The following is a 23,252-nucleotide window of genomic DNA, read 5'->3' on the forward strand; positions in this document are numbered from 1 at the left end:
ACCCAGGTCTGCCGTCGCGTCGCCATCCGGACCCTCCCCTCGCACGCCACGGGTCCTCAATGGCAACGGAAGCGGGGAAGTCCACCCGGCCCCGGAGGCTGGCGTCGCCTTCCGGTCACTCACCTGCCCGCCTGTCTCCAGGCGGGCCCGCGCGACGGCTACTTCTGCGGCAGCGGGACGGTGCGCACGTGCAGCTCGCGCAGCTGCTTCTCGTCCACGTCGCCGGGGGCGCCCGTCATCGTGTCCGTGCCCGTCTTCGTCTTGGGGAACGGGATGACGTCGCGCAGGGACTCGGCGCCGGTCAGCAGCATCACCAGGCGGTCCATGCCCAGCGCGATCCCGCCGTGCGGGGGCGCGCCGAACTTGAGCGCGTCCAGCAGGAAGCCGAACTTGGTGCGCGCCTCCTCCTCCTGGATGCCCAGCGCCTGGAACACCTCCGACTGCACCTTCGGATCATGCAGGCGGATGGAGCCGCCGCCGATCTCGAAGCCGTTGAGCACCACGTCGTAGCGGTGGCACTTCACGCGGCCCGGATCCGACAGCAGGTACTGCACGTCCTCGTCGTGCGGACGCGTGAAGGCGTGGTGCGCCGCCGCCCACGTGTTGGACTCCTCGTCGAACTCGAACAGGGGCGGGTTCACCACCCAGAGGAACTTCCACTGGCCGCCGCTGCCGTACTCCGGGATGAGGCCCAGCTTCTTCGCCACGTGCACGCGCAGGTTCGCCATCACCGTGTGCACCAGCGACTCCTTGCCGAACTGGAACAGCAAGAGGTCGCCCGGCTTCGCGTTGCACGCCTGGTTGATGGCCAGCCGCAGCGCGGGGGTGATGGTCTTCGACAGCGGGGACTGGGTCCACTCACCGCCCTCGCCCACCTTCGCGCGCGCCAGGCCCCGGGCCCCCGCCTGCTTCGCGAAGTCCTCCAGCTTGTCGCTCTCCGCGCGGGACAGCGCCTTCTCCGCGGGGACGACCATCGCCTTGACGATGCCCTTCTCCTGCACCGCGTCCCACATCATGGGCACGCCGCCCGCGGCGCCGTGCTCACGGATGAGGTCGGTGAGCACGATGTGCTCCAGCCCGAAGCGCAGGTCCGGCTTGTCGTTGCCGTACTTCGCCATGGACTCGTAGAAGTCCATCCGCTGGAACGGCGTGGGGATGTCCAGGCCCAGCACCTCGCCCCACAGCTTCTTCAAGAGCCCTTCGATGATGGTGAAGATGTCGTCCTGGGTGACGAAGCTCATCTCCACGTCGATCTGCGTGAACTCCGGCTGCCGGTCCAGGCGCAGGTCCTCGTCGCGGAAGCACTTGACGATCTGGAAGTACCGGTCGAAGCCCGCGACCATGAACAGCTGCTTGTACAGCTGCGGGCTCTCCGCCAGCGCGTAGAACTTGCCCGGGTTCAGCCGGCTGGGCACCAGGAAGTTGCGCGCCCCGCCCGGCGTGTACTTGCCCATGAAGGGCGTCTCCAGCTCCAGGAAGTTGTTGCCGTGCATGTACGCACGCGTGAGCGCGTTCATCTTCGAGCGCGTCATCAGCGTGCGCTGCAGGGGCCCCCGGCGCAGGTCCAGATAGCGGTGCGCCAGCCGCTTCTCCTCGGACGTGTCCACGTTGTCTTCAATGAGGAACGGCGTGGCCTCCGAGCGGTTGAAGATGGTCAGGTCCGAGGCCTTCACCTCGATCTCCCCCGTCTTCATCTTCGGGTTCACGTTCTTGCCGCGCGACAGCACCTTGCCCTTGATGCCGACGCAGAACTCCAGGCGCAGGCTGCCGGCGATCTCATGGGCCTCCTTCGCGTCCGGCTCGAACACCACCTGGGTCAACCCGTCGCGGTCCCGCAGGTCGATGAACACCGCGCCGCCGTGGTCACGGCGGTTGTGCACCCAGCCGAAGAGGACGACCTCTTCGCCGACGTTCGCGGCCGTGAGCTGACCGCAGGTATGGGTACGCTTGACCTCGGAGATGAATGGGACCGCCATGGAGACCGCCTGCGTTTTGTTCGGGAAGGAAGGCCGGGCACCATACCGGATCGTGGAAACAGCGCGTCAAGGAATCCGTGACTCCCGGCTGCCCCCTCCTCCCTCGGAAGACGGGCGTCGGAGCGGCCAGATTGGCGCCTCCCCGCAACCCGGAATCCAACCCGGGGTTGGAGGGAACATGAGCATGCGTGTCGGCGTGGTGCTGGCCCTGCTCGTCGCCAGCGCGGCCCGGGCGGAGGACGCGGAGAGCTCCCTCACCCTCGAGGCGAGCGCGGGCCACGGCTACGGGCTCTGGAGCCTGCTGGGCGACGTGGGCGTGGGCGAGACGACCTTCCTCACGCTCGGCTACACCGGCGCGCGTCCGGAGGCCGGCACCGCCGCCACCCACCAGCTCTCCGTGGGGGTGGACCATCTGGCGGGGGCGCACTGGCTCCTGTCCGGCGCCGTCAGCCTGGGGCTGTCCAAGGGCTCCGACACGCAGCTGACCCCGGAGTTCCCCCGGAGGAACCTGCCCGGCCTCACCGCCCGGACGGGCTACGGCAGCCAGGGCCTGCAGCTCGCGGCGGGCTACGACTCGGCGGGCTTCGACGCGGTGGAGTACGGCGTGGACGCGAGCCTGGGCCTCAGCCGCTACCCGCTGCGCCGCCAGCTGCTCACCGTCTCCGACGGCGCCACGAGCGTGCGGTACGCGCGGGAGGACCTCCTCTGGGTGGCCCGTCCCACGCTGGGCGCGCGGCTCATCTGGGACGGCCGCTGGGAGCTGGGCCTGCGCGGGGGGCTCTCCCTCTACAGCGAGGACCCGCTCACCGCGGGCCAGTTCACCGACGCGGAATGGACGGCCCTGGAGGCCCAGCTCGAGGACCGGCTCGCCGCCCGGAAGCTGCTCGCGGGCCTGCGCCAGCGGCAGCTGCGCGACCTGGGCGCCGCCGTGACGCGTCGCATGGCGGACGTCAACGCCGGCACGGGCTTCCCCTCCGCCCCAGCCCGGTTCGACCTGAAGCCCTCCCTGTCCTGGCGGCTGAATGCCCGGGTCCGGGCCCAGCTCTCCTACGCCTTCACCCGGTACGTGCCCACCCAGGGCGTGGCCCACGTGCTGGCCACCCGCTGGACGGTCCGCCTGGGGGACCCCGTGCGCCTCTGGGCCTCCGTGGCCCTCCAGCGGGACGTCCCGGAGGACCTGCCGGGGGAGGCCTCCGGCCTGCTCACACTGGGAGGGGAATACACGTTCTGAGCGGTCCGGAGTAAAACGGCGTCATGCTCCGAACAGTCATCACCGCCGCCGTCGGGCTGGGACTGGCCGCAGGCTGCGCGCCGGACAGCGAGGCGCCCGTCAAGGTCTCCGTCCTCTCCCGCTCCAGCAATGGCCAGTACGTCCCCACCCCAGTCGAACTCACCACCATCACGGACGTCGTCGGCCTCAAGGGCACCGTCGGCGACCTCCAGGGCGGTGCGCGCATCGTCATCGACGTGAACGATCCCGCGCTCGGCAACGCGACCGAGGACACCATCGCCGACGTGCTGGTCAAGAAGTCCGGCCACGACGTGAAGGCCAGCTACATCACCCAGAAGGACGAGAAGACGGGCGAGGACGTCCTCTGGCCCGCAGACTTCCACTCCTGGAACATGGTGACCTCTTATTACAACCTCGAGCGCGCCAACGAGTACTTCCGCACCGTCGGCAACGTGAAGACGGCGGACTTCGAGCCGGTCCCCACGCTCTACTACTTCCCGGAATTCATCCTGGCGCAGACGAGCAAGGATCCGGCGCGCGACAACGCCATCTTCTACCCGGTGCTCCAGTCCTTCATGGTGCTGCCGTTCGATCAGATCCAACGCGCACCCCTGCCGCTCAACGCGGCGGTGATGGCGCACGAGTACGGGCACCTCGTCTTCAACCGGCTGGCCTACGCCACCCAGTCGCTGCCGGTGGCGCTGTCCACCTGGGCGCAGGAGTCCCCCAGCCCGGGCGCCAACATCCTCAAGGCCATCGACGAGGGGCTCGCGGACTACCACGCCTACGGCGCCACCTGCCGCAGCACCAGCGGGTGTGATCCGCGCTTCCTCGCCACCTCCTTCGACGGCGGCCCCTTCTCCGCCGTGACGGACGAGCGGGACCTGTCGCGCGGCGACCGCTGCATGACGGCGCTGCTCTACACCAACATGTACAACCAGGACCTGGGCAGCTGGTCGGGCGCCGGCAACGAGTACAAGGTCGGCACGCTGCTGGCGACCGCGCTCTACCAGGCGGGCCGCTCGTCGGGGCAGGAGGCCGTCCTCCAGCGCGCCGTCGTCGCCTCGTACTACGACACCAACGGCGCCACGCCCGGCATCTTCCAGCTCACCCAGCTCTTCCTGGGGGACCAGTCCCAGTTCTCCCTGGCGGTGCCCGCGAGCGCCATCATCTCGCACATCAGCGACCTGGAGCTGCGCAAGGCCGTCTGCAACGAGTTCATGGACCACCTGCAGATTCCGCGCGAGCTGCTCATCGGACCCAACCTCTGCCCTGCCAGCGCGGCGGGCGGCTCCACCTGCCCCAACATCTTTCAATGAGGCCCGCTCCCTTGAACACCTGGCTCAAGGCCTGCCTCGCCGGCAGCCTGCTCCTCGCCGCCCCCGCGCTCGCGCAAGCCGACGAGGATGATCCGTACGCCTATCCGGACGACGAGGCCGCCCGCGCCTCGGACAAGGCCGCGAAGGAAGACGACGACGCCTACGAGCGCCGCCGCAAGCTGGTGGACGAAACCGACGAGTTCCGCGAAGCCGCCGAGCGTGAGACGGACGACGGCTTCGACAAGCTCTCCCGCCTGGACGACCCCAACCTGGGCGTCGCGGTGGAGCTGGGCGGCGGCCTGCTGCTGGTGGACAGCGCCCGCGGCGACTTCTCCGACAACCGGCCCGGCCTGGGCGTGCGCGCCACCTGGGAGTTCGGTCGCTCACTCGACAGCGAGCTGCTCCGCGAGGCCCTCTTCGCGGATCTGCGGTGGCTCTTCGCCAGCCTCAGTGACGGCACGGATTTCATCAAGGGGGACACGCGGCTTCACTACTTCACCCTCGCGCCCGCGTACCTGTTCCGCTTCGGTCAGTCCGACTTCGGCTTCTACGTGCAGGCCGGCGGAGGCCTCGCCTACCAGAACACCGGCATCACCGTGGGTGACAGTGAGACGAAGGTGAACGGCCTCAAGCCCGTCGTCCAGTACGGCGTCGGCCTGCGCGGGCGCCCCGCCCTCTCCCGCACCCTGCACCTCACCTTCCGCCTGGAAGCCATGGGGCTGCGGCGCGGCTACGCCAACGACATCTTCTTCGGCGGCAGCGCGGGCATCGGCTTCTGAACGACTCGCGCCGGGGGCTGAACTTTCTTCCCGTCCCCCGCCCCCGGCGCACCGGCCACCGCCTGCCATTCCAGGCGGTTGGGCCACTGGCATGCACCCTGCTTACATCCGCGCCGGGTGGGGGAGTCAGGGGCGCTGGCCGGAGGTGGAAGATGAAGGGCGTTCAGGAGCAGGGACACGCACAGGCACCGGGCAAGCACTGGGACCCGGTCTGCGGCAGGCATCTGGAGGCGCCGGACGAGCATCCCTCGTCGGAGTACAAGAGGCGCCGGTACTTCTTCTGCTCGGAGGGCTGCCGCACCGCCTTCGAGCGGCAGGCGGAGCGCTTCCGCCTCAACGAGCTGGCACGGGCCGGCGCGCTGATGTCGCCGGGCCGGGTGCGCTGGGGGCTCGCCTAGCTTCTCCCAGGCGGCCCGAAGGCCCTACGCCGCCTGACGCATGTCCTTGAGGCGCAGGGACAGCTTGCGCTGGCCCCGGAAGGTGTCGAAGCCGGCCTGGAACGCCAGGTCCACCGGCCCCTCCACCAGCGACACGCGGTCCGCCATGCCGAAGCCGATGGCATCCAGCTCCGGCGCGTCCAGCAGCGCGAGCTTGAGGTGCCCCGCGCCGCTGACGCCGGACTTCGCGGGCAGCACGCGCGGGCGGGCCGTCTGTCCCCGCAGCACCAGCACCGGCTCCGGGTTGCCCTGACCGAAGGGCCCCAGCCGCTGCAGCGACTCCACCGCCAACGCGTCCAGGTCGCTGGGGTTCACCACCGCGTCCACGCGGCAGCGCGGGATGAGGTCCTCGGGCGTCAGCCGCTGGAAGGCGATCTTCTCGAAGGCCTCGCGGAAGGCGGGCAGGCGGTCCGCCTCCACGGTGAGGCCCGCGGCGTGCTTGTGGCCCCCGTAGCGCGTGAGCAGGTCCGAGCAGCCCGTGAGCGCGTCGTACAGGTGGAACGCCTCGATGCTGCGCGCCGAGCCCTTCCCCACCCCGTCCTTCACACCCACCATCACCGTGGGCCGGTGGTAGCGCTCCACCACGCGCGACGCGACGATGCCGATGACGCCCGGGTGCCAGCCCTCGTCGTAGAGCACCAGGCCGCGCGCGTCCCGGTGCTCCTCCGCCTGTGCCAGCGCCTGCGTGAGGATGCTGCTCTCAATGCCTTGCCGCTCCGCGTTCGCGCGGTCCAACACCTGCGCCAGCGAGCGCGCGGACTCCACGGACTCCGCGCACAGCAACTGGAGGCCCAGCGACGCGTCGTGCAGGCGCCCGGCGGCGTTGATGCGGGGCCCCAGGCGGAAGCCCACCTGCCCCGCGGTGACGGCGGCGTCCGGCTCCATCCCGGCCACCTCCTTCAGCGCGCGGATGCCGGGGCGGCGGCCCTGGGACAGCTCCTGGAGGCCGTGCGCCACGAGGATGCGGTTGGCGCCGGTGAGCGGCACCACATCCGCCACGGTGGCCAGCGCCACCAGGTCCATCAGCGCCTTGAGGTTGGGCTCCTTGCGCGTGGCGAAGAAGCCGTCGTCGCGCAGGCGCTTGCGCAGCCCCATGCAGAGGTTGAAGGCCACGCCCGCGGCGCACAGCACCTTCGTGGGGTACTCGCAGCCGGGCTGGTGCGGGTTGAGCACCGCCACCGCGGGCGGCAGCGTGGGCGGCACCGTGTGGTGGTCCACCACGACGACGTCCAGGCCCATCTCGCGCGCCCGGGCAATCTCCGCCACGGACGTGATGCCGCAGTCCAGCGTCACCAGCAGGCGCGTGCCGTCCTGGGCAATCTTCTCCACCGCGCCCAGGTTGAGGCCGTAGCCCTCATCCAGCCGGTGGGGGATGTACGTGGCCGGGGGCGCGCCCAGCTCCTTCAGGAACAGGTACATCAGCGACGTGGAGCTGACGCCGTCCACGTCGTAGTCCCCGTAGAGCGTCACCTTCTCCTTCTGCCGCAGCGCGCGGAGGATGCGCTCCACCGCGCCCGTCATGCCCTTCATCCGGAACGGGTCCGGCAGGTCCGCCAGCCGGTCCGACAGGAAGGCCGCGGCGGCCTCCGGCGTGCGGTAGCCGCGATGCAGCAACACCCTGGCCGCCAACGGGTGCAGCGAGAGCTCTCCCGCCAGCAAACCCACTTCCTGCTCAACGACGTCTGGAAGCAACCACCGCATGGGAAAGACAGTACCTCAGACGTCCGACCATGGCAGGCCAACCCGTCCTCCCACCTCTCCCTCCTGTACGGTTGTTCAGACGTGCGCTCGGTCGCCTTCCTGCTTCCAACCTGCACGGCGGGTACGCGGTGCCCAGCTTGGAAGCACATCCTCGGACGGGGAGGTCCACATGCTTCGCAGGTCCATCCAGGGCGGTGCGCTGCTCATCGGAGTGCTGTGCGCGGGGACGGCCTTCGCGCAGAAGAAACAAGGCGACGTGAACGTGTTCCTGCGCGGCGGCGTGGGGGACTACACGGGTGACCTGGGCGACCTGTCCAGCACGGGTCCGATGTGGGGCCTGACGCTCAACCTGCAACCCACCACCTTCCTCGGCTTCGAGGTCGGCTACGAGGGCTCGCACAATCAGGTGAGCGACAGCCGCCTCTTCGACGGGCCCTCGCTGGTGCGCAACGGCGGCAGCGCGCTCGTGAAGGTGTCGCCGCCCTTCCTCACCACGGTGCGCCCCTTCGCGGGCGTGGGCCTGGGCATGTCCTACGTGGACGTGCGCGGCGCGGGCGCGGGCCTCTACGACTCGGACCTGATGGAGGAGGTGCCGCTCGCGGTGGGCCTGGAGTTCAACACCGGAGGCCTCACCGCCGGCGTGCGCGGCACCTACCGCGTCCTCATCGACCAGGACTTCGCGGATATCACCGCGACGGACAACGGCGGCGGCGGGCTGATGGACGCCTCCCTCACGCTGGGCGCGCGCTTCTGAAAAGCGAAGGGCCCTCGCTCCCACAGGGGGAGGAGGGCCCTCGTCACTTCAGGAGCGACGGACGGCTCAGGCCGTCTTCGGCTGCTGCTTGGCGCCGTGGTGCGCATCGCGGGCCGCGGCGCGCTCGTCCAGCCAGATGACCACCGGGCTGGCGATGTACACGGACGAGTACGTCCCCACGAGGATGCCCACCAGCATCGCCATGGCGAAGTCGAAGATCTCACCAACGCCGAAGATGAGCAGACCGATGAGCGACAGCGCCGTCACGCCGGAGGTGAGGATGGTGCGGCCCAGCGTGTCGTTGACGGCGATGTTGATGATCTCCGCCAGCGGCTTGCCCTTGTACTTCACCATGTCCTCGCGGATGCGGTCGTAGATGACGATGGTGTCGTTCACCGAGTAGCCCACGATGGTGAGCAGCGCGGCGATGGACGTGAGGTTGAACTCGCGCTGGGACACCAGGTAGTAGCCCGCGACCATGATGACGTCGTGGAGCATGGCGAGCAGCGCGCCCGGGCCGAACTTGAAGTCGAACCGGAACGCCACGTAGATGAGGATGGCGACCATGGAGTACAGCAGCGCCATGACGCCGCGGTTGCGCAGCTGCTTGCCCACCTGCGGGCCCACGTAGTCCACGCGGCGCTGCTCGAAGTTGGGCTTGTCCATGCCGGCGCCCAGCGCGGCGAACACCTTGTCCGCCATGCCGCTCGCGACGACCTGGTAGTCGTAGCCCGTGCCGCCGCTGTTGGCGCCCAGGTCACGCACCTCCTGCACGCCAATGCCCGCGCCCTCCACGGCCTTCTTCACCGCTTCGACGGCCATGGGCTGCGCGGAGCGGAAGTTGACGATGCCGTTCGCCATGTCGGCGTAGACGCTGCGCGTCTCACCCAGGCCCTGGATGGCCGTCTTGGCGCGCTCGGCGTTCTCCTCGGTGAGCTGCGTGACGCCGCCCATGCGCAGCAGGAAGGAGTTCTCCTCCGCCGCGCCCACGCCCTGCACGCTGACGTCGTGCAGACCGCCGGCCTGCGCGCGCTCGCGCACCTGCTCCGCGGTGGTGGGCTCGTTGTACTTCAGCTCCACCACCGTGCCGCCGGCGAAGTCCACGCCGAAGTTGAACCCCACCGTGGCGATGCCCACGATGATGGCCAGGTTGATGAGGCTGGAGATGAAGATGGCCGGCTTGCGCTTGCCGATGAAGTCGAAGTTCGTCTTGTGCTTGAGAATCTGCATGGCGGGTTCCCGTGGCGCCTGCGTCGGTTAGACCGACACCGACTGCGCATTGCGGCCGTGGACGAAGTAGGTCGTGATGACACGCGTCACGACGATGGACGTGAACAGCGACGCCAGCAGGCCCACGATGAGCGTGGTGGCGAAGCCGCGGACCGGGCCCGTTCCGGTGAAGAACAGGATGAAGCCCGCGATGAGCGTCGTCACGTGCGCGTCGAAGATAGTCCAGAAGGCGCGGTCGTAGCCCTGGTCCACCGCCGCGCGCGCCGTCTTGCCGTGGCTCAACTCCTCACGGATGCGCTCGTTGATGAGCACGTTCGCGTCCACCGCGATGCCCAGCGTCAGCACGAAGCCCGCGATGCCCGGCAGGGTCAGCGTGGCGTTGAAGAAGGCCAGGCCCGCCAGGATGAGCAGGCCGTTGAGCAGCAGCGCCACGTCCGCGATGAGGCCGGACTTGCGGTAGTAGATGGCCATGAAGACGACGACGAGCGCCAGGCCCACCAGCGCGGCCAGGCTGCCCTTCTTGATGAGCTCGTCGCCCAGCGTCGCGCCCACCTGACGGATTTCGCCCACCGTCACCGGCGCGGGCAGCGCGCCTGCCTTCAGCACCAGCGCCAGCGTCTGCGCCTCGCCCAGCCACTCCTCGAAGCTGCGGGCGCCCGCGCGGCCCATGGTGATGCGCGCGCGGCCTCCGCCAATCTTCTCGTTGATGTTCGGGGCGGTGTGAACGTTGTCGTCCAGCACGATGGCCATGCGCTTGCCCACGCTGGCCTCGGTGAGCTTCTCGAACTCGCGAGCGCCCGCCGGGTCGAAGGCGATGTTCACCTCCGGCTCGTTCATCTGGCTGACCGACGCGTCCGCGCCCGCCAGGCTCTCGCCCGTGAGCGGCACGGCCTTGTCCACGAGGTAGCTGCGGTACGCGATGCAGTCGTTCTTCTTCACCGGGTTGGCCACGCACTGGGTGAGCACGTCACGGCCTTCCGGCGCCTTGTCCTTCGCGTACGCCAGCAGCGCCTCGCGGTTGGGCGACGACAGCTGCGGGAAGCCCTCGTCCTGGGTCAGGGTGATCTTGCTCTCCGGCGGGGGCGGGTTCTGCGCGAACATCTGCGCGAACACCTGGGGGTTGGTGTCGTCCACCATCCGGAACTCCAGCTGCGCGGTGGTGCCCACCAGTTCCTTGGCCTGCTCCGGATTGCTGCGGCCCGGCAGGGAGATCTGGATGGAGTCGGTGCCCAGCTTGCGCACGTCCACTTCCGCCACGCCCCACTTGTCGATGCGGCGGCGGATGACCAGCATCGCCTGGTCCACGGCCTCGTCACGGAAGCGGTTCACCTGGCCCTCGTCCGGCTTGAGCACCAGCGTGGCGCCCTCGCGCGACTCCAGGGAGAAGTCGGTGAAGGTGGCCAGGACCTCCTTCTGGATGGCGTCCATCGTCGCCGGATCCTTGGCGGTCAGCTTCAGCTCCAGCCGCTCCGGATCCGTGTCAGCCGTCACCTCGCCCAGCTTCTTGTCGTTGACGTAGGTGGCAATCTGCTGCCCGCGGCGCTCGGTGCGCTTCTGCAGGGCCGTCTTGGTGTCCACGCGCATGACCATGTGGATGCCGCCCTGCAGGTCCAGCCCCAGGTTGAGGCGGTACTTCGCGGGGGGCGCCCACGCGGGCAGCCGCTGCTCCAGCACGGCGATGTTGTTGCGCTCGGCGCGATCCAACACCACCAGCGAGTAGTACGTCGGGACGAGGAACCAGATCGTTCCCAGCGTCACCGCGACAATCATTCCGAACTTCCACCACCAGCCGCGGTCCATTACTTCTCCTCCTTCTTCTCGGTGGAGGTCGCCGTCGGGGCCCCAGCCACCGGAACGGTTCCCTTCGCACTGACAGCCGTCTTGAGCACGCGCACGCGCACGCCGCTGGCGATTTCCACGGTCACCGTGCCCTCGTCGACCTGGTGGATGCGTCCGAGGATGCCGCCCGACGTCACGACGTCATCCCCCTTCTTCAGCCCCGCGATGAGGTTGCGGTGCTCCTTGAGCTGCTTCTGCTGGGGGCGGATCATCACGAAGTACATGATGGCCACCAGCACGGCGAGGAAGCCGAAGGTCCCCAGGGGAGAGCCTGCCCCGGCCTGCGCGAGAATCAGGAAACTGTCAGCCACTCACTGCCTCGTGGTTTGGAAGGGAGATTTCGGAAAAAAAGCGGGTTGCCCCGCCCCCGGCGTACGGGTGGGGGCAAAACATCCGAAAGGGTGGCCTCTTAGCAAGGGCGCCCCATGTGAGCAAGTGAACGCCGGAAGCACGGTAAACCGTTGGTCGCTCACCGGCCGCGGGTCCGCTCGGCCTCCTGGGCGAGCGAGCGCGCCCGGAAGTCCCGGGCGAACGCGGCGAACCTGTCCTCGGCGATGGCTCGGCGCACCTCGGCCATCAGGGTGAGGAAGTAGTGCAGGTTGTGCAGCGTGTTGAGGCGCATGGCGAGGATCTCCCCCGCCGCGAACAGGTGGCGCAGGTAGGCCCGGCTGAAGGTGCGGCAGGTGTAGCAGGAGCACGCCGGGTCCACCGGCCGGGGGTCCTTGGCGTAGGCCGCGTTGCGGATGACGAGCTTGCCCTCCGAGGTGAAGAGCAGGCCGTTGCGGGCGCACCGTGTAGGCAGGACGCAGTCGAACATGTCCACGCCCTGCTCCACGCACGTCACCAGGTCCAGCGGGGTGCCCACGCCCATCAGGTAGCGCGGGCGGTCCCGGGGCAGGAGCGGCGCCGAGTAGGCCACCCCCGCGTGCATCGCCTCCGGGGCCTCGCCCACGGAGTAGCCGCCCAGCGCGTAGCCGGGCAGGTCCACCGCGCAGATCTCCTCGGCGTGGCGCTTGCGCAGATCCTCGTGCAGGCCACCCTGGACGATACCGAACAGCGACGAGCGCTCGCGGCTCCAGGCCTTCACGCACCGGTGCAGCCAGCGCGTGGTGCGGGCCAGGGACTTCTCCAGGTAGGGCCGGTCCTCGGTGGACGGGGGGCACTCGTCGAACGCCATGATGACGTCCGCGCCCAGCGTCTCCTGGATGGCGATGGAGCGCTCCGGGGACAGCGAGTGCCGCGAGCCGTCCAGGTGCGACTGGAACGCGGCGCCTTCTTCCGTGATCTTTCGCTTCTCCGACAGGCTGAACACCTGGAAGCCGCCGCTGTCGGTGAGCATGGGGCGGTCCCAGGAGATGAAGCGGTGCAGGCCGCCCATCTCGCTGATGAGCGGCTCTCCGGGTCGGAGCATCAGGTGGTAGGTGTTGCCCAGGATGATCTGCGCGTCCAGGTTGAACAGGTCGTCGGGGCCCACGCCCTTGACGCTGCCCACGGTGCCCACGGGCATGAAGATGGGCGTCTCGATGGGGCCATGGGGCGTGTGCAGCCGGCCGCGGCGCGCCTTGGTGCCGGTGTCCTCGTGCAACAGCTCGAAGCGCACCAGCCCCGGGGGCACGCGGGTATCGCCCTTCTCCTTGCGCTGCTCATCGCGTTGCTCGTCCACCACGGCACTCACTCCTTCACCAACATGGCATCGCCGTAACTGAAGAACCGGTAGCCCGCGCGCACGGCCTCCTGGTACGCGGCGAGCGTGCGCTCACGGCCCAGGAGCGCGCTCACCAGCATCACCAGCGTGGAGCGCGGGAGGTGGAAGTTCGTGAGGAGCACGTCCACCTGGCGGAAGACATAGCCGGGGCGGATGAACATCGCCGTCTCGCCGGGGCCGGGGCGCAGCCGGCCTGACTGGGGGGCGGTGGCGGACTCCAGCGTGCGCACCACGGTGGTGCCCACGGCGACCACGCGGCGCCCTTCGGCCTTCGCGGCGTTCACGGCGGCGGCGGTCGCCTCCGGCACGGTGAAGCGCTCCGGGTGCATGTGGTGCTTGTCCAGCACCTCCTCGCGCACGGGGAGGAAGGTGCCGGGCCCCACGTCGAGCGTCACCTCCGCACGGGAGATGCCCCGCGCCGCGAGGCTCGCGAACACCGCGTCGGTGAAGTGCAGCCCGGCGGTGGGCGCGGCCACGGCGCCGGACGCGCGGGCGTACACGGTCTGGTAGCGCTCGGCGTCCGCGGCGGCGGGCTCGCGGGTGATGTAGGGCGGCAGCGGGAGCCGCCCGGCCGCGTCCAGGAGCGAGGCGAGCGAGGCGCCCGGGGCCGCGTGGAAGCGCACCCGGTACTCGCCTCCGCCCAGGGCCTCCAGCACCTCGGCGGACAGGCTGCCGGCGAAGGTGACGGACTGGCCGGGCTTGAGGCCCTTGGACGCCTGCCCCAGGCAGATCCACTCGAGCGACTCCGGCGCGCCACCCAGCGCGGCGGACGTCAGCGTGGAGGTGGCGGCGGGCCGGACCACCAGCAACTCGACGCGGCCGCCGGTGCCGGCCTTCTGGCCCAGCAGGCGCGCGGGGATGACGCGCGCATCGTTGAGGACGAGCAGGTCGCCCTCGCGCAGCAGGTCCGCCAGGTCGGTGAAGCGCTGGTGGCTCCAGGCGCCGGTGGCCCGGCTGACGACCATCAGGCGCGACGCATCCCGGTCGGGCAGCGGGGCCTGGGCGATCTGCGCCTCGGGGAGCTCGAAATCGTAGTCGGAGAGAAGGGACGACACGGGGGCAGCGCTTGTAGCAGTCCCCGCGCCCACGCGGAACCATCCGGGGCGGGAGGCCGGGTGTCAGTAGAGCTGCTGGAACTCGGCGCCCGGGTAGTAGTGGGAGAGGATCTCCCGGTACGTCTTGCCCTGGTCGGCGAAGGCCTTGGCGCCCCACTGGCACAGCCCGGCGCCGTGGCCGAAGCCGCGCCCGGTGAACACGTAGCCCTTGCTGGAGGCCGTCACGTCGAAGTCCAGGCTCTTGAGCCGCGTGTAGCCCAGCTTGCGCCGGAACTGCACCCCGTCCACCAGGGTGCCATCGGAGAGCGTCACGCGGGTGACCCGGTGCGTGGAGGTGCGGCCGGTGACGCGCATGCCGTCCGGGGAGGACTTCAAGGCCTTGCGCAGCTCGCTCTCGGAGAGGGTCGCGGACCAGCGGCTCGCGGGCAGCTTGCCGCAGGGGCAGGCCACCGGCTGGAGGTACGGCAGGTTCCGCTGGAGGGCATCCTGGCCGGACTCGGTGTGGCCGCCACAGGAGGCATGGAAGTAGGCCTCGATGGGGGCCAGGTCGTACGTCAGCACCTCGCCGCGAGTGGCCTCGACGGCGGCGCGCGTCTTGGCGTCCTCGCGGTTGACGCCGCCGTACACCTGATGGAGCACGCTGCTGCCCATGTGGAAGGCGGCGCCGTAGGAGTCCAGCTTCTTCTGCAAGGCGTAGGTCCGGGCGGCGACGGCCTGGGCCTTGAGGGCCTCCAGCGGGAAGGACACCGGCATCTCGCTGCCGAGCACCGCGGCGAGGTAGTCCTCCAGGGGGATGACGTTGATGAGCTGGAGGCTGTCGCGGTAGAGCCGGACGACGACGTCCCCGCGCACCTGCGAGCTGCCGGCCTTGAGGGGCTCGTTGCCGGGTCCGCCCGCGTCGGAGGCCTCCAGCCCGCCACGAAAGCGCACGGCATCTCCGACCGCCGGAGCCCCGTTGATCTCCAGCCGTCCGCCCCGGCGGCGCACGGTGGCCTGTCCCGCGCCAATGGCAACGAAGGTCCCGTCCTCGGCATCCGGTCCGAAGCCCAGGCCGCGCCCGCTCACGCGGACCTCGTCCCCGGGGTCGTCCATGGCAATGCGCATCGTCTCCACGGCGAACGCCCGCGACGACGCGAGCAGGAGCAGCAGCAGTGCCACACGTTGCAACATGGTCGAACAGTGTAGGGGCGTGGCGGTTCGCCTCAAGAAATCGACCGGAGGCCCGGACCTCCCCCACGAGGGCCTGCGTCCACTGCGTCCCGAGGACCGAGCAACAGCTGCCCGGAGCCCTGACCGTCTGTCGGCGAACGCCCTCCCCCCTCCGTCATCGCCCGCCATGGACCGCGAAAACCTCCGGCGGATGCCGCAGAATGAGCTCCGCGTGACCGCCTCTGTTCCCGATGCATCCCGCCTGTCCACCGAGGCCCTCGGCACAGCCCTTCGCGCGCTGGAGCCGCGCATGGCCGCCGTGCTGATCCGCCGGCTCGTGGAGCGCCGCCCGCTCGCGGAGTGCGCGACCTGGTACGGAATCACCACCGACGCCTTCTCGGTACTCCTGCTGCGCTCCGCCGTGGCGCTGACCCGGCACGTGGGACAGCCCGCGAGGGCGCCCGAGGGAGCGGAGGAGGCCACCGCCTGGGAGCGCATGCTGGCCATGGCCGTGGAGAAGGCCACCGCACCCGTGCCGGTGGCGCTCGCCCCCGTGGCCCAGGTGTGTCGGCGGTTGCAGGAGCTGGGACCCCAAATGGAGACCGCGCTGGCGCAGGCCGCGCAGGCGGACGCGGACTCCCCCAGGCGGGCCCACGAAGAGTGGCTGCGTCGCCTGGCCGTGGCCGCGCTCCTGGCACTGACGGCCTGGCTGTACTGGACGCGGCCGCCCGAACCGGACCCCAGGCCCGAGCGCCGCATGCGCTCCCCGGAGCGCCGCTAGACGGCGCAGGGCCGAAACCGCCCCCCTCCCCGTCCCCCAGGGCCCAGGAAGCGTTCGCGGGCCCTTTGCGTGCGTCAGGGTGACTGGACGGAGCCCGGAGCGGACGCGATATGGGTAGGGCATGCGGGCAACCAGGTCAGGATGGGCCATTCTCGTCGTGGGAATCGGGCTGACGGGCTGTGCGAAGCACGTGGACGCCAGGGTGGCCGGGGACGACGACGCGGCCATCGACGGCGCCGCGGCGCGACTCGAGGAGCTCCGGGCCCGCGAACAGGAAGACGACCTGGACTGCGCGGAACAGTGCGACGTCTCCGCGAAGACCTGCGCCACGGCGGAGCAGCTCTGCGGCCTCGTGGACCGGAACACGGACCGCGACGACCTGCCGCCGCGCTGCGCAAGCGCGAGGGAGCAGTGCGCGGGCGCGGGGGACGGCTGCGCGCGGTGTCAGGGCGGCTGACCTGGAAGACGGAAGCAGAAGCACCCGCCACGAGACGCTCGCCCATGCGTCCCCTCTGGCTCCATGCCTATGATGGGTGCGACTTGAGGAGCCTCCCCATGACCACCCGCCTCCCGCTGTTCCTCGCTGCCGCGTCGCTCGTCCTGGCGCCCCCCGTCCTCGCGGAAGAGGAAGGTCTGTCGCCGGAGAAGGTGGCGGCCATCCGCCGTGACGAATCCGCGGCCCAGGCGAAGGTGGACGCGGCGTACGGCAACCGGAAGCCGTCGGAGATGAGCAACGCGGAGCGCGGCCAGGCCATCCGGGACCAGCAGCAGGAGGCGGCCAAGATCATGGAGAAGCACGGCGTCTCCGCGAAGGAGTACGCCGTCTACACGGCGAGGATGACGCCGGACGACAACTCGCGCGCCGCCAACGAAGCCAAGCGGCTCGAGGACAAGGCCAAGGCCGACAAGGCCGCCGAGGACAAGAAGCGCGCCGCCGGCGACGGAGAGGTCCACATCCAGCAGGGCTTCAGCGACGCGGAGCCGGTGGAACTGGAAGCCGAGGAGGGAGCGGAGGTCTCGGTCGACGTCGACTCGAACCTGGAGTCCGCGCCCGCCGTGGACATCGCGACGATGGGGAACGACGCCCCGGCCCCCACCGCGCCCAGCCGGAAGGCGTCGAAGTCGGGCTCCCGTCGCGGTCGCTAGGCCCCGGCCCCGTGCATCACCCGCCGCACGGGAGCGTCAACGGCCCGCAGCGCGAAGCTCCCGCGAACGCGCCTGCCACACCTCGTCGTAGGGGCAGGAGCAGTCGGTCTCTTCGGGCTCGGGATAGGCGTACGTTTCGCCCTTGTAGTTGCGGAACAGGGTCTCCCGCTCGCCGCGCTCGATGACGTAGTCGGGCTGCAGGGTGACCTTCCCGCCCCCGCCCGGCAGGTCCACCGCGAGGTGCGGCACGGCGAGCCCCGTGGTGTGCCCGCGAAGCTGCTGGAGGATCTCCAGCCCCTTGGCGATGGGCGTGCGCAGGTGCTCGCATCCCTCCGCCACGTCCATCTGGTGCAGGTAGTACGGGCGCACGCGGCTGCGCAGGAGCACGTGCGACAGCTCCTTGATGATCCGGGCATCCGAGTTGAGCTGCCGCATCAGCACCGCCTGGTTCTCGACGGGCACGCCATGGTCCACCAGCCGCTCGCAAGCCTCCCGCGCCTCGGGCGTCACTTCCTTCGGGTGGTTGAAGTGGGTGATGACGTAGACGGGCGCGTACCGGCGCAGCACACGCGCGAGTCCATCCGTGACGCGCATGGGCAGGCACACGGGCACCCGCGTCCCGATGCGGATCATCTCCACGTGGGGAATCTCGCTCAGCGGCGCGAGCAGCGACTCCAGCCGCTCCTCACTCAGCAGGAACGGGTCGCCCCCGGAGATGAGCACATCGCGCACCTCGGGGTGGTTGCGCACGTAGTCGATGCCCCGGCGCATCTGGTCCTTGGTGAGCTCCGCCTCCCCGCCCTTGGTGATGCGGCGGCGCGTGCAGTGGCGGCAGTAGACCGAGCACGTATCGATGGCCAGGAACAGCACCCGGTCCGGATACTTGTGGACGATGCACTCCTCCGGGCGCGTCTTATCCTCGCCGAGCGGATCCTCCAGCTCGCCGGGACGCACGCGGGCCTCGGCGCGCACCGGGATGGACTGCATGCGCACCGGGCACGAAGCGTGGTCGGGATCGATGAGCGACAGGTAATAGGGGCTGATGCCCACCCGGAACAGCGAGGACGTCTCCTGCACCCCGGCGCGCTCATCGGGAGTCAGGCGCACGTAGCGCTCGAGCTGTTCCAGGTTGCGCACCGCGTGCCGCTGCTGCCAGCGCCAGTCCGTCCACTCCGCGTCGGTCGCGGAGGGGAACAGCCGGGCCCGCCCCTCGGCACTGACCGAGGGGCGCGCGAGCACGGGCGCGGACGCGCCTGCGGAGGAATCCATCACGCCGCCTTGGGCTGCTCCCGCCACCACGCCTGCCCGGACTCCGGCAGCGTGTCGATGGGATCGAAATACTCGTACTTGCGCTCGAGGGCATCGGGGTCGTTCGCCTCGACGCTCGTGCGGTAGTTCTTGGTCCAGTAGGAGATGCCGCGCTCGCGGTCGTACTCCGCCACCTGATGGATCCACCGCTTGCCCACGAACGGCACGTCACAGACGATGCGCGGCGTGGCGAAGCCCGGCATGTAGCCCATGATGTCGTGCTGGAGCTTCTGCGCCTGCGCCACCGACAGCCGCCAGTGCTCGCTGTTGGGGATCATGTCGCACATGTAGAAGTAGTACGGCAGGATCTTCGCGTGATCGAGCAGCGTGAAGCACAGGTCCAACAGGGCCTTGGGGCTGTCGTTCACGCCGCGCAGCAGCACGCCCTGGTTGCGCACGTCGCGGAAGCCCATGTCGAGCAGCTTGCGCACCGCCTTGCCCACCAGCGGCGTGAGCTGCTCCGCGTGGTTCACGTGGGTGTGCAGCGCCAGGTCCACGCCGCGCTCGACAGCCTTCTTCGCCAGCCGGTCCAGCCCCTGCAGGACGCTGTCCTGGAGGAAGTGCTGCGGCAGGGCCATCAGCCCCTTGCTGGCCAGGCGGATGTCCCGGATGTTCGGGATGTCCATCAGCGCGCTGACGAACGGCTCCAGCGCCTGGATGGGAAGGTTCGCGATGTCGCCGCCAGACACCACCACGTCGCGCACGGTGGGCGTGCGGCGCAGGTAGTCCAGCATCTGCTCGTAGCGCTCCTTCTGCCCCGTCGCGAACTTGTGCTTGGACACCTGGGGCACGTCATTGCCCACCAGGTCCATGCGGGTGCAGTGGCCGCAGTACTGCGGACAGGTGGGCAGCATCTCCGCCAGCACCTTGGTGGGATAGCGGTGCGTCAGCCCCTCGACGACCCACATGTCCGCCTCGTGGAGGCTGTCACGGCTGGCGCGCGGGTGGTTGGCCCAGTCGGTGCGGCGGTCCGCGAAGGCCGGCAGCATGTACCGGCGGACGGGGTCCTGCCACAGGTCCTCCACCGTCATGGTGTTGAGCATCTGGGGAGGGACGAGGATGGACATCGTCGCCCGCTCCTTCTGGTCCAGCTCCATGCTCATCGCCAGGTCGTCAGGCAGCAGCGCCCCGAGCGTGGCCTTCAGCTCGCGCAGGTTCTTGACGGTGTGCTTGCGCTGCCAGAGCGCGCTCTCCCACTCCGCCTGCGTGACGTCCTTGTACCCCGGGATGCGCCGCCAGTCGGGCTCCACGAACTCCTTGCGGAGCGGGTAGGTGAAGGGCTGCTGCGCGGGGCCAGCGTCGTGCTTGCCTCGAGTGGACGTCGTGTTCATGAACGCATCACCTCAACAAATGGAGCGTCTTCGGCGAGGCGTCATAGCCCGCCCCCCAACATCCCTGCTCAACAATCGCAGAGGGCACAAGATGCCCTCCGGCACATCCGTCAGTTCACCGGGACGTTGATCAGCTTCGCCACACCGTCCGCTTCGATGACCACCACCTGGGGCTTGGTCGACTTGCCGTTGAGCTTGAAGACGACCTTGCGCTTGCCCACGGGGAGCTCCAGCGGGTTGCCCAGCGGGACCGGACTGACCCGGTTCGTGTTCTTCCCATCCACCCAGATTTGAGCGCCCGCCGGAGAGGTGCTGCAGGCGAACTTCCCCTTCGCGCTCGCGGGAGGAGGCTTCGGGGGCGTGGGCTTCGGCGTCGGCTCCACGACGACAGGAGGCCGGGGCTTCGGAGTCGGAGGCGTGGGCTTCGGGGGGGTAGGCTTCGGAGGCGGCTCGCTGACGGGTTCGGCCTCCAGGGTGACGGCGACCTTCACCTCGGCATCGCCGGTGGACGTGAACTCACCCTGGAAGGGCTTGAACCCGGCGCGCTTCGCCGTGAAGCGGTAGGTCTTGCCCACCTCGAGGTCAGGCAGCCGGGCTCCAGGCACCTTCCCCACGGGCTTGCCGTCGACGGAGACCTCCGCGCCCTCCTGGCCTTCGAACACGGCGGCGAAGGTCTTCGGAGCCGCGGGTTCAACAGGCTTTTCCGGAGGCTTCTCGGGCGTGGGTGGCGGCGTCGTGGGCGGAGGAGGCTCCTTGACGGCCACGGGAGGCGGAGGCGGGGCGTTGGGCTTCAGCGCCAGGGGGACCACGGCCGCTTCCTGGCCCGAGATGACCTCGATCTGCTGCATCGCGGGCTGGTGGTCCGGAGCGGTGGCCTTGACCTGGTGCACGCCCGCGGAGAGCTCCACGACCTCGTTGGCCCGTACGGCCTCTCCGTCCACGAGGACCTTGGCGCCCATGGGGGTCACGACGAAGTTGACGTACCCCGTGGACGAGCCGCGGACCGCGAAGACCACGCCAAGGATGAGCAGGAGGGCCACGCCCGCGGCCGCGCCGATGATGGCGGGCTTGGGAATCGGCTTCTTGTCGCCCGCCGGCTTGGACTTGGACTTGGGCTTGGCCACGACCTTGGCGGGCGGAGCCGCCTTGGCCATCTTGGAGGCCTTCTGCGGGATGGTCGCCGGGCCATCGGGCTCGTCGTCGTAGCGCTGCTCGTCGGAGTCCTGCGCCTCGTTGTCGTAGCCGTCCTGGCCGTCGCGACCGAAGTCGTCCGCCGGATCGTCGTACTCCCCGGCGTCATCACCATCAGCGTCGGCGGCCTGCGCCTGGGGCCGCAGCCCGTTGTGGCGGGAGCCCACCGGCAGGGTGATGTTGCCCGTGGTCTCCTCTTCCTCCGGGTCCAGCACCGGAGCGGCCGAGCCACCACGACCCCGCGCAGGCGGCGCCGTCGGAGCCGGTCCAATCATCGTGGCGCCGGAATAGGCCTCGGCGCCCTCGTCCCCGATGATGACCTGGGACTTGGGGCCGCTCTTGTTCTTGCCGCGAGGGGCTTCATCACGCGCGAAGGGCGAGGCGCTGGTGTGATTCCCGGCCCGGTCAATGGGGTTCTCCGACCGACCCGTGATGCTGTCATCCACCACGACGCTGCTGTCGGCGATCCGGGTTTCGGGCGCGCGGAAGGTGTGCGTCGAGTCGACGATCTGCGTCTTGTCCGCGGCGCCATCCATCTCCGCCAGCTCCTCGGCGGTAGGCGGCGGGATGTAGCCAGGCGCAGGCTGCGCGGGCGCCGTGGAGGCGCGCCCCACGGGAGAGCCCGACGAGGAAGGCGCGGGCGACTTCTTCTGGGAGGTCGGGCGGGTCGTCGGAGGCGGAACCGTCACCCCCGAGTGCTCGATCTGGTCCGGGCGCTCGACGGAGGCATAGCGCTCCATCTTCTCCGCCTCACGGAGCATGTCCTCCGCGAAGGCTTCCTTCATGAAGCTGGACAGGTGCTTCGACGAATAGATGGCATCCCCCGCGAGGAGGAAGCGCATCAGGTCCTCCTGCAGGTCCGACGCCCACTGGTAGCGGTCCTCGGGCTCGCGCGCGAGCGCCTTGAGGACGACCTTCTCCAGGCCCGCGGAGATGTTCGGATTGAACTCGCGAGGAAGCGGGATGTCCGCGTTGCGCACCTTCTCCAGGGTGGAGAAGTCCGACTCGCCCACGAAGAGCTTCTCGCCCGTGAGCATTTCGTAGAGCAGCACGCCGACGGCGAAGATGTCGCTGCGCCGGTCGATGGGCATGCCCCGGACCTGCTCCGGGCTCATGTAGCCGAACTTCCCCTTGAGGATGCCGGCCTGTGTCTTCTGCGAACGATTCGCGGCCTTGGCGATGCCAAAGTCGATGATCTTCGTCTCTCCCTCGTAGGACACGAGGATGTTCTGCGGAGAGACGTCGCGGTGGATGATGCCCAGGTCCTGGCCGCGCGCGTCCTTCTTGCGGTGCGCGTAGTCGAGGCCTTCACACATCTTCGAGACGATGAACACTGCCTGGGCGGTGGGCATGATCTCCTTGCGACGGCGGTAGCGCTCCAGGAGCGTGCGCACATCGCGCCCCGCGACGTACTCCATGGCGATGAAGTACGTGTCCTCGTGCTTTCCGAGCTCGTGGATGTGCACGATGTTCGCGTGGTTCAGCTGAACGCTGATCCGCGCTTCATCGATGAACATCGTGATGAACTCGTCATCCTCGGCCATCGTCGGGAGGATCTTCTTGATGGCCAGGATGCGCTCGAAGCCCTCGACGCCAAAGGCCTTCGCGATGAAGACCTCGGCCATACCGCCGACGTTGATGCGCTCGAGGAGCAGGTACTTCCCAAAGAAGGTCGGCTTCTTCATCTCGCGGGGCTGCCCTGCGCCGGCGAGTACGGACCGCGGCAGGCGGTGCGCAGACCGGGGGGAAAAGAGACTCTAGATCCTGCGGCAACGGCGGTCAAACATCCACGATGACGCGATTCCCCAAGGAATCCGAGAACTTGGCGCCCAAGCGCGCCCGTACTGACCCACCCCGCGTCCCAGGCGCTCCACAGCGCCGCAGAACCAGCGCCGGAGGGCGTCAGATCGGCCTCCCTGAACGAAGCCAGACACGCCGTTCCAAGCGGGCTTCCACGCGAGCCACCGCAGCAGCAAAGGGCTGAGATGGAGCTCAGCGCCGAGGACCGATCACCTGGACCGGTTGGAACGGCGCTCACGACGTTCGCCGCAGGGCCAGGTTCCGCGAAGCCCCTCACGCAGCAGGCCACCGCAGAGCAGAAGCCAGCGGACGCGTGGGCGGGCCTTGGTGCACACCGGAGCCGCCGAAGGCGTCACGGACAAATGAGCGATATCAAAGCCAACCACGAACTTGGCCCGCAAAGGCAAAAGCCCCTGGCGCCTTGCGGCACCAGGGGCTTTGCTCAAAAAGAATCCGGCAGCGACCTACTCTCCCACGCGGTTTCCCGCGGAGTACCATCGGCTCTGGAGGGCTTAACTTC

General features: G+C 69.4%; 19 protein-coding genes and 1 rRNA gene. 8 read left to right on the top strand and 12 right to left on the bottom strand.

The window, feature by feature from the left end; genetic code table 11:
• Positions 1-158: 158 nt before the first annotated feature.
• The gene (gene aspS, locus D7V93_RS10095) at positions 159-1,976 is read right to left on the bottom strand and encodes an aspartate--tRNA ligase (protein ID WP_120643195.1); all 1,818 of its coding nucleotides are present in this window, start codon (positions 1,974-1,976) and stop codon (positions 159-161) included.
• A 178-nt stretch (positions 1,977-2,154) separates the two neighbouring features.
• Here aspS and D7V93_RS10100 point away from each other — a divergent pair, with 178 nt between their 5' ends.
• The 4 genes from D7V93_RS10100 (at position 2,155) to D7V93_RS10115 (ending at position 5,703) form a co-directional block, all read left to right on the top strand.
• The gene (locus D7V93_RS10100; protein ID WP_120643196.1) at positions 2,155-3,207 is read left to right on the top strand and encodes a hypothetical protein; all 1,053 of its coding nucleotides are present in this window, start codon (positions 2,155-2,157) and stop codon (positions 3,205-3,207) included.
• Between the two features lie 23 nt (positions 3,208-3,230).
• A complete protein-coding gene (locus D7V93_RS10105) occupies positions 3,231-4,526 on the top strand; it encodes a hypothetical protein (protein ID WP_120643197.1) in 1,296 nt (431 codons plus the stop codon).
• Between the two features lie 11 nt (positions 4,527-4,537).
• Positions 4,538-5,305, top strand: a complete 768-nt coding sequence (locus D7V93_RS10110; protein WP_120643198.1) for a hypothetical protein — start codon at positions 4,538-4,540, stop codon at positions 5,303-5,305.
• A gap of 152 nt (positions 5,306-5,457) precedes the next feature.
• A complete protein-coding gene (locus D7V93_RS10115; protein WP_120643199.1) occupies positions 5,458-5,703 on the top strand; it encodes a YHS domain-containing protein in 246 nt (81 codons plus the stop codon).
• Positions 5,704-5,727: 24 nt separating this feature from the next.
• Here the strand turns inward: D7V93_RS10115 and recJ are convergent, their stop codons facing one another.
• Positions 5,728-7,443 carry a single-stranded-DNA-specific exonuclease RecJ gene (gene recJ, locus D7V93_RS10120; RefSeq protein ID WP_120643200.1) on the bottom strand — a complete coding sequence of 572 codons (1,716 nt, stop codon included), beginning with the start codon at positions 7,441-7,443 and terminating at the stop codon, positions 5,728-5,730.
• 169 nt (positions 7,444-7,612) lie between these two features.
• On the opposite strand from recJ, the gene D7V93_RS10125 reads away from it, so the two are divergent.
• The gene (locus tag D7V93_RS10125) at positions 7,613-8,197 is read left to right on the top strand and encodes an outer membrane beta-barrel protein (protein ID WP_120643201.1); all 585 of its coding nucleotides are present in this window, start codon (positions 7,613-7,615) and stop codon (positions 8,195-8,197) included.
• A 66-nt stretch (positions 8,198-8,263) separates the two neighbouring features.
• Here D7V93_RS10125 and secF read toward each other — a convergent pair whose 3' ends face one another.
• The 6 genes from secF to D7V93_RS10155 all read right to left on the bottom strand — a co-directional run bounded on the left by secF (position 8,264) and on the right by D7V93_RS10155 (position 15,196).
• On the bottom strand, positions 8,264-9,427 hold the full coding sequence (gene secF / locus D7V93_RS10130) for a protein translocase subunit SecF (protein WP_120643202.1): 1,164 nt from the start codon (positions 9,425-9,427) through the stop codon (positions 8,264-8,266).
• 27 nt (positions 9,428-9,454) lie between these two features.
• Positions 9,455-11,227, bottom strand: coding sequence for a protein translocase subunit SecD (gene secD, locus D7V93_RS10135; RefSeq protein WP_120643203.1), 1,773 nt, complete (start codon positions 11,225-11,227; stop codon positions 9,455-9,457).
• Positions 11,227-11,577, bottom strand: a complete 351-nt coding sequence (gene yajC, locus D7V93_RS10140) for a preprotein translocase subunit YajC (RefSeq protein ID WP_120643204.1) — start codon at positions 11,575-11,577, stop codon at positions 11,227-11,229. The genes secD and yajC overlap by 1 nt, the downstream gene beginning before the upstream one ends.
• Before the next feature lie 158 nt (positions 11,578-11,735).
• On the bottom strand, positions 11,736-12,869 hold the full coding sequence (tgt, locus tag D7V93_RS10145; protein WP_372338307.1) for a tRNA guanosine(34) transglycosylase Tgt: 1,134 nt from the start codon (positions 12,867-12,869) through the stop codon (positions 11,736-11,738).
• Positions 12,870-12,937: 68 nt separating this feature from the next.
• Positions 12,938-14,026 (bottom strand): tRNA preQ1(34) S-adenosylmethionine ribosyltransferase-isomerase QueA, encoded by a 1,089-nt coding sequence (gene queA / locus D7V93_RS10150; RefSeq protein WP_120643206.1) that lies wholly within the window; start codon positions 14,024-14,026, stop codon positions 12,938-12,940.
• Positions 14,027-14,089: 63 nt separating this feature from the next.
• Positions 14,090-15,196 (bottom strand): SpoIID/LytB domain-containing protein, encoded by a 1,107-nt coding sequence (locus tag D7V93_RS10155; protein WP_120643207.1) that lies wholly within the window; start codon positions 15,194-15,196, stop codon positions 14,090-14,092.
• 289 nt (positions 15,197-15,485) lie between these two features.
• On the opposite strand from D7V93_RS10155, the gene D7V93_RS10160 reads away from it, so the two are divergent.
• From D7V93_RS10160 to D7V93_RS10170, 3 genes are all read left to right on the top strand, one after another.
• On the top strand, positions 15,486-15,956 hold the full coding sequence (locus tag D7V93_RS10160; protein WP_244237216.1) for a hypothetical protein: 471 nt from the start codon (positions 15,486-15,488) through the stop codon (positions 15,954-15,956).
• A 157-nt stretch (positions 15,957-16,113) separates the two neighbouring features.
• Entirely contained in the window at positions 16,114-16,413 is a 300-nt protein-coding gene (locus D7V93_RS10165; RefSeq protein ID WP_341870923.1) for a hypothetical protein, read from the top strand.
• Positions 16,414-16,511: 98 nt separating this feature from the next.
• Positions 16,512-17,102 (top strand): prolipoprotein diacylglyceryl transferase, encoded by a 591-nt coding sequence (locus tag D7V93_RS10170; protein WP_244237217.1) that lies wholly within the window; start codon positions 16,512-16,514, stop codon positions 17,100-17,102.
• Between the two features lie 36 nt (positions 17,103-17,138).
• Here the strand turns inward: D7V93_RS10170 and D7V93_RS10175 are convergent, their stop codons facing one another.
• The 4 genes from D7V93_RS10175 to rrf all read right to left on the bottom strand — a co-directional run.
• Positions 17,139-18,371, bottom strand: coding sequence for a KamA family radical SAM protein (locus D7V93_RS10175; RefSeq protein ID WP_120643212.1), 1,233 nt, complete (start codon positions 18,369-18,371; stop codon positions 17,139-17,141).
• Entirely contained in the window at positions 18,371-19,741 is a 1,371-nt protein-coding gene (locus tag D7V93_RS10180; RefSeq protein ID WP_120643208.1) for a KamA family radical SAM protein, read from the bottom strand. Before D7V93_RS10180 ends, D7V93_RS10175 begins: the two co-directional genes overlap by 1 nt.
• A gap of 110 nt (positions 19,742-19,851) precedes the next feature.
• Positions 19,852-22,617 (bottom strand): serine/threonine-protein kinase, encoded by a 2,766-nt coding sequence (locus D7V93_RS10185; protein ID WP_120643209.1) that lies wholly within the window; start codon positions 22,615-22,617, stop codon positions 19,852-19,854.
• A gap of 566 nt (positions 22,618-23,183) precedes the next feature.
• Positions 23,184-23,252 (bottom strand): 5S ribosomal RNA (rrf, locus tag D7V93_RS47805); the annotation flags it as partial.

The sequence above is a fragment of the Corallococcus llansteffanensis genome, assembly GCF_003612055.1.
Taxonomy (GTDB): Bacteria; Myxococcota; Myxococcia; order Myxococcales; family Myxococcaceae; genus Corallococcus; species Corallococcus llansteffanensis.

Excerpts from the sequence above, each read along its gene's own strand:
- aspS (WP_120643195.1), bottom strand. The coding sequence starts at position 1,976 with ATGGCGGTCCCATTCATCTCCGAGGTCAAGCGTACCCATACCTGCGGT.
- D7V93_RS10100 (WP_120643196.1), top strand. The coding sequence starts at position 2,155 with ATGAGCATGCGTGTCGGCGTGGTGCTGGCCCTGCTCGTCGCCAGCGCG.
- D7V93_RS10105 (WP_120643197.1), top strand. The coding sequence starts at position 3,231 with ATGCTCCGAACAGTCATCACCGCCGCCGTCGGGCTGGGACTGGCCGCA.
- D7V93_RS10115 (WP_120643199.1), top strand. The coding sequence starts at position 5,458 with ATGAAGGGCGTTCAGGAGCAGGGACACGCACAGGCACCGGGCAAGCAC.
- recJ (WP_120643200.1), bottom strand. The coding sequence starts at position 7,443 with ATGCGGTGGTTGCTTCCAGACGTCGTTGAGCAGGAAGTGGGTTTGCTG.
- D7V93_RS10125 (WP_120643201.1), top strand. The coding sequence starts at position 7,613 with ATGCTTCGCAGGTCCATCCAGGGCGGTGCGCTGCTCATCGGAGTGCTG.
- secF (WP_120643202.1), bottom strand. The coding sequence starts at position 9,427 with ATGCAGATTCTCAAGCACAAGACGAACTTCGACTTCATCGGCAAGCGC.
- secD (WP_120643203.1), bottom strand. The coding sequence starts at position 11,227 with ATGGACCGCGGCTGGTGGTGGAAGTTCGGAATGATTGTCGCGGTGACG.
- D7V93_RS10155 (WP_120643207.1), bottom strand. The coding sequence starts at position 15,196 with ATGTTGCAACGTGTGGCACTGCTGCTGCTCCTGCTCGCGTCGTCGCGG.
- D7V93_RS10160 (WP_244237216.1), top strand. The coding sequence starts at position 15,486 with ATGGCCGCCGTGCTGATCCGCCGGCTCGTGGAGCGCCGCCCGCTCGCG.
- D7V93_RS10170 (WP_244237217.1), top strand. The coding sequence starts at position 16,512 with ATGACCACCCGCCTCCCGCTGTTCCTCGCTGCCGCGTCGCTCGTCCTG.
- D7V93_RS10175 (WP_120643212.1), bottom strand. The coding sequence starts at position 18,371 with ATGGATTCCTCCGCAGGCGCGTCCGCGCCCGTGCTCGCGCGCCCCTCG.
- D7V93_RS10180 (WP_120643208.1), bottom strand. The coding sequence starts at position 19,741 with ATGAACACGACGTCCACTCGAGGCAAGCACGACGCTGGCCCCGCGCAG.
- D7V93_RS10185 (WP_120643209.1), bottom strand. The coding sequence starts at position 22,617 with ATGAAGAAGCCGACCTTCTTTGGGAAGTACCTGCTCCTCGAGCGCATC.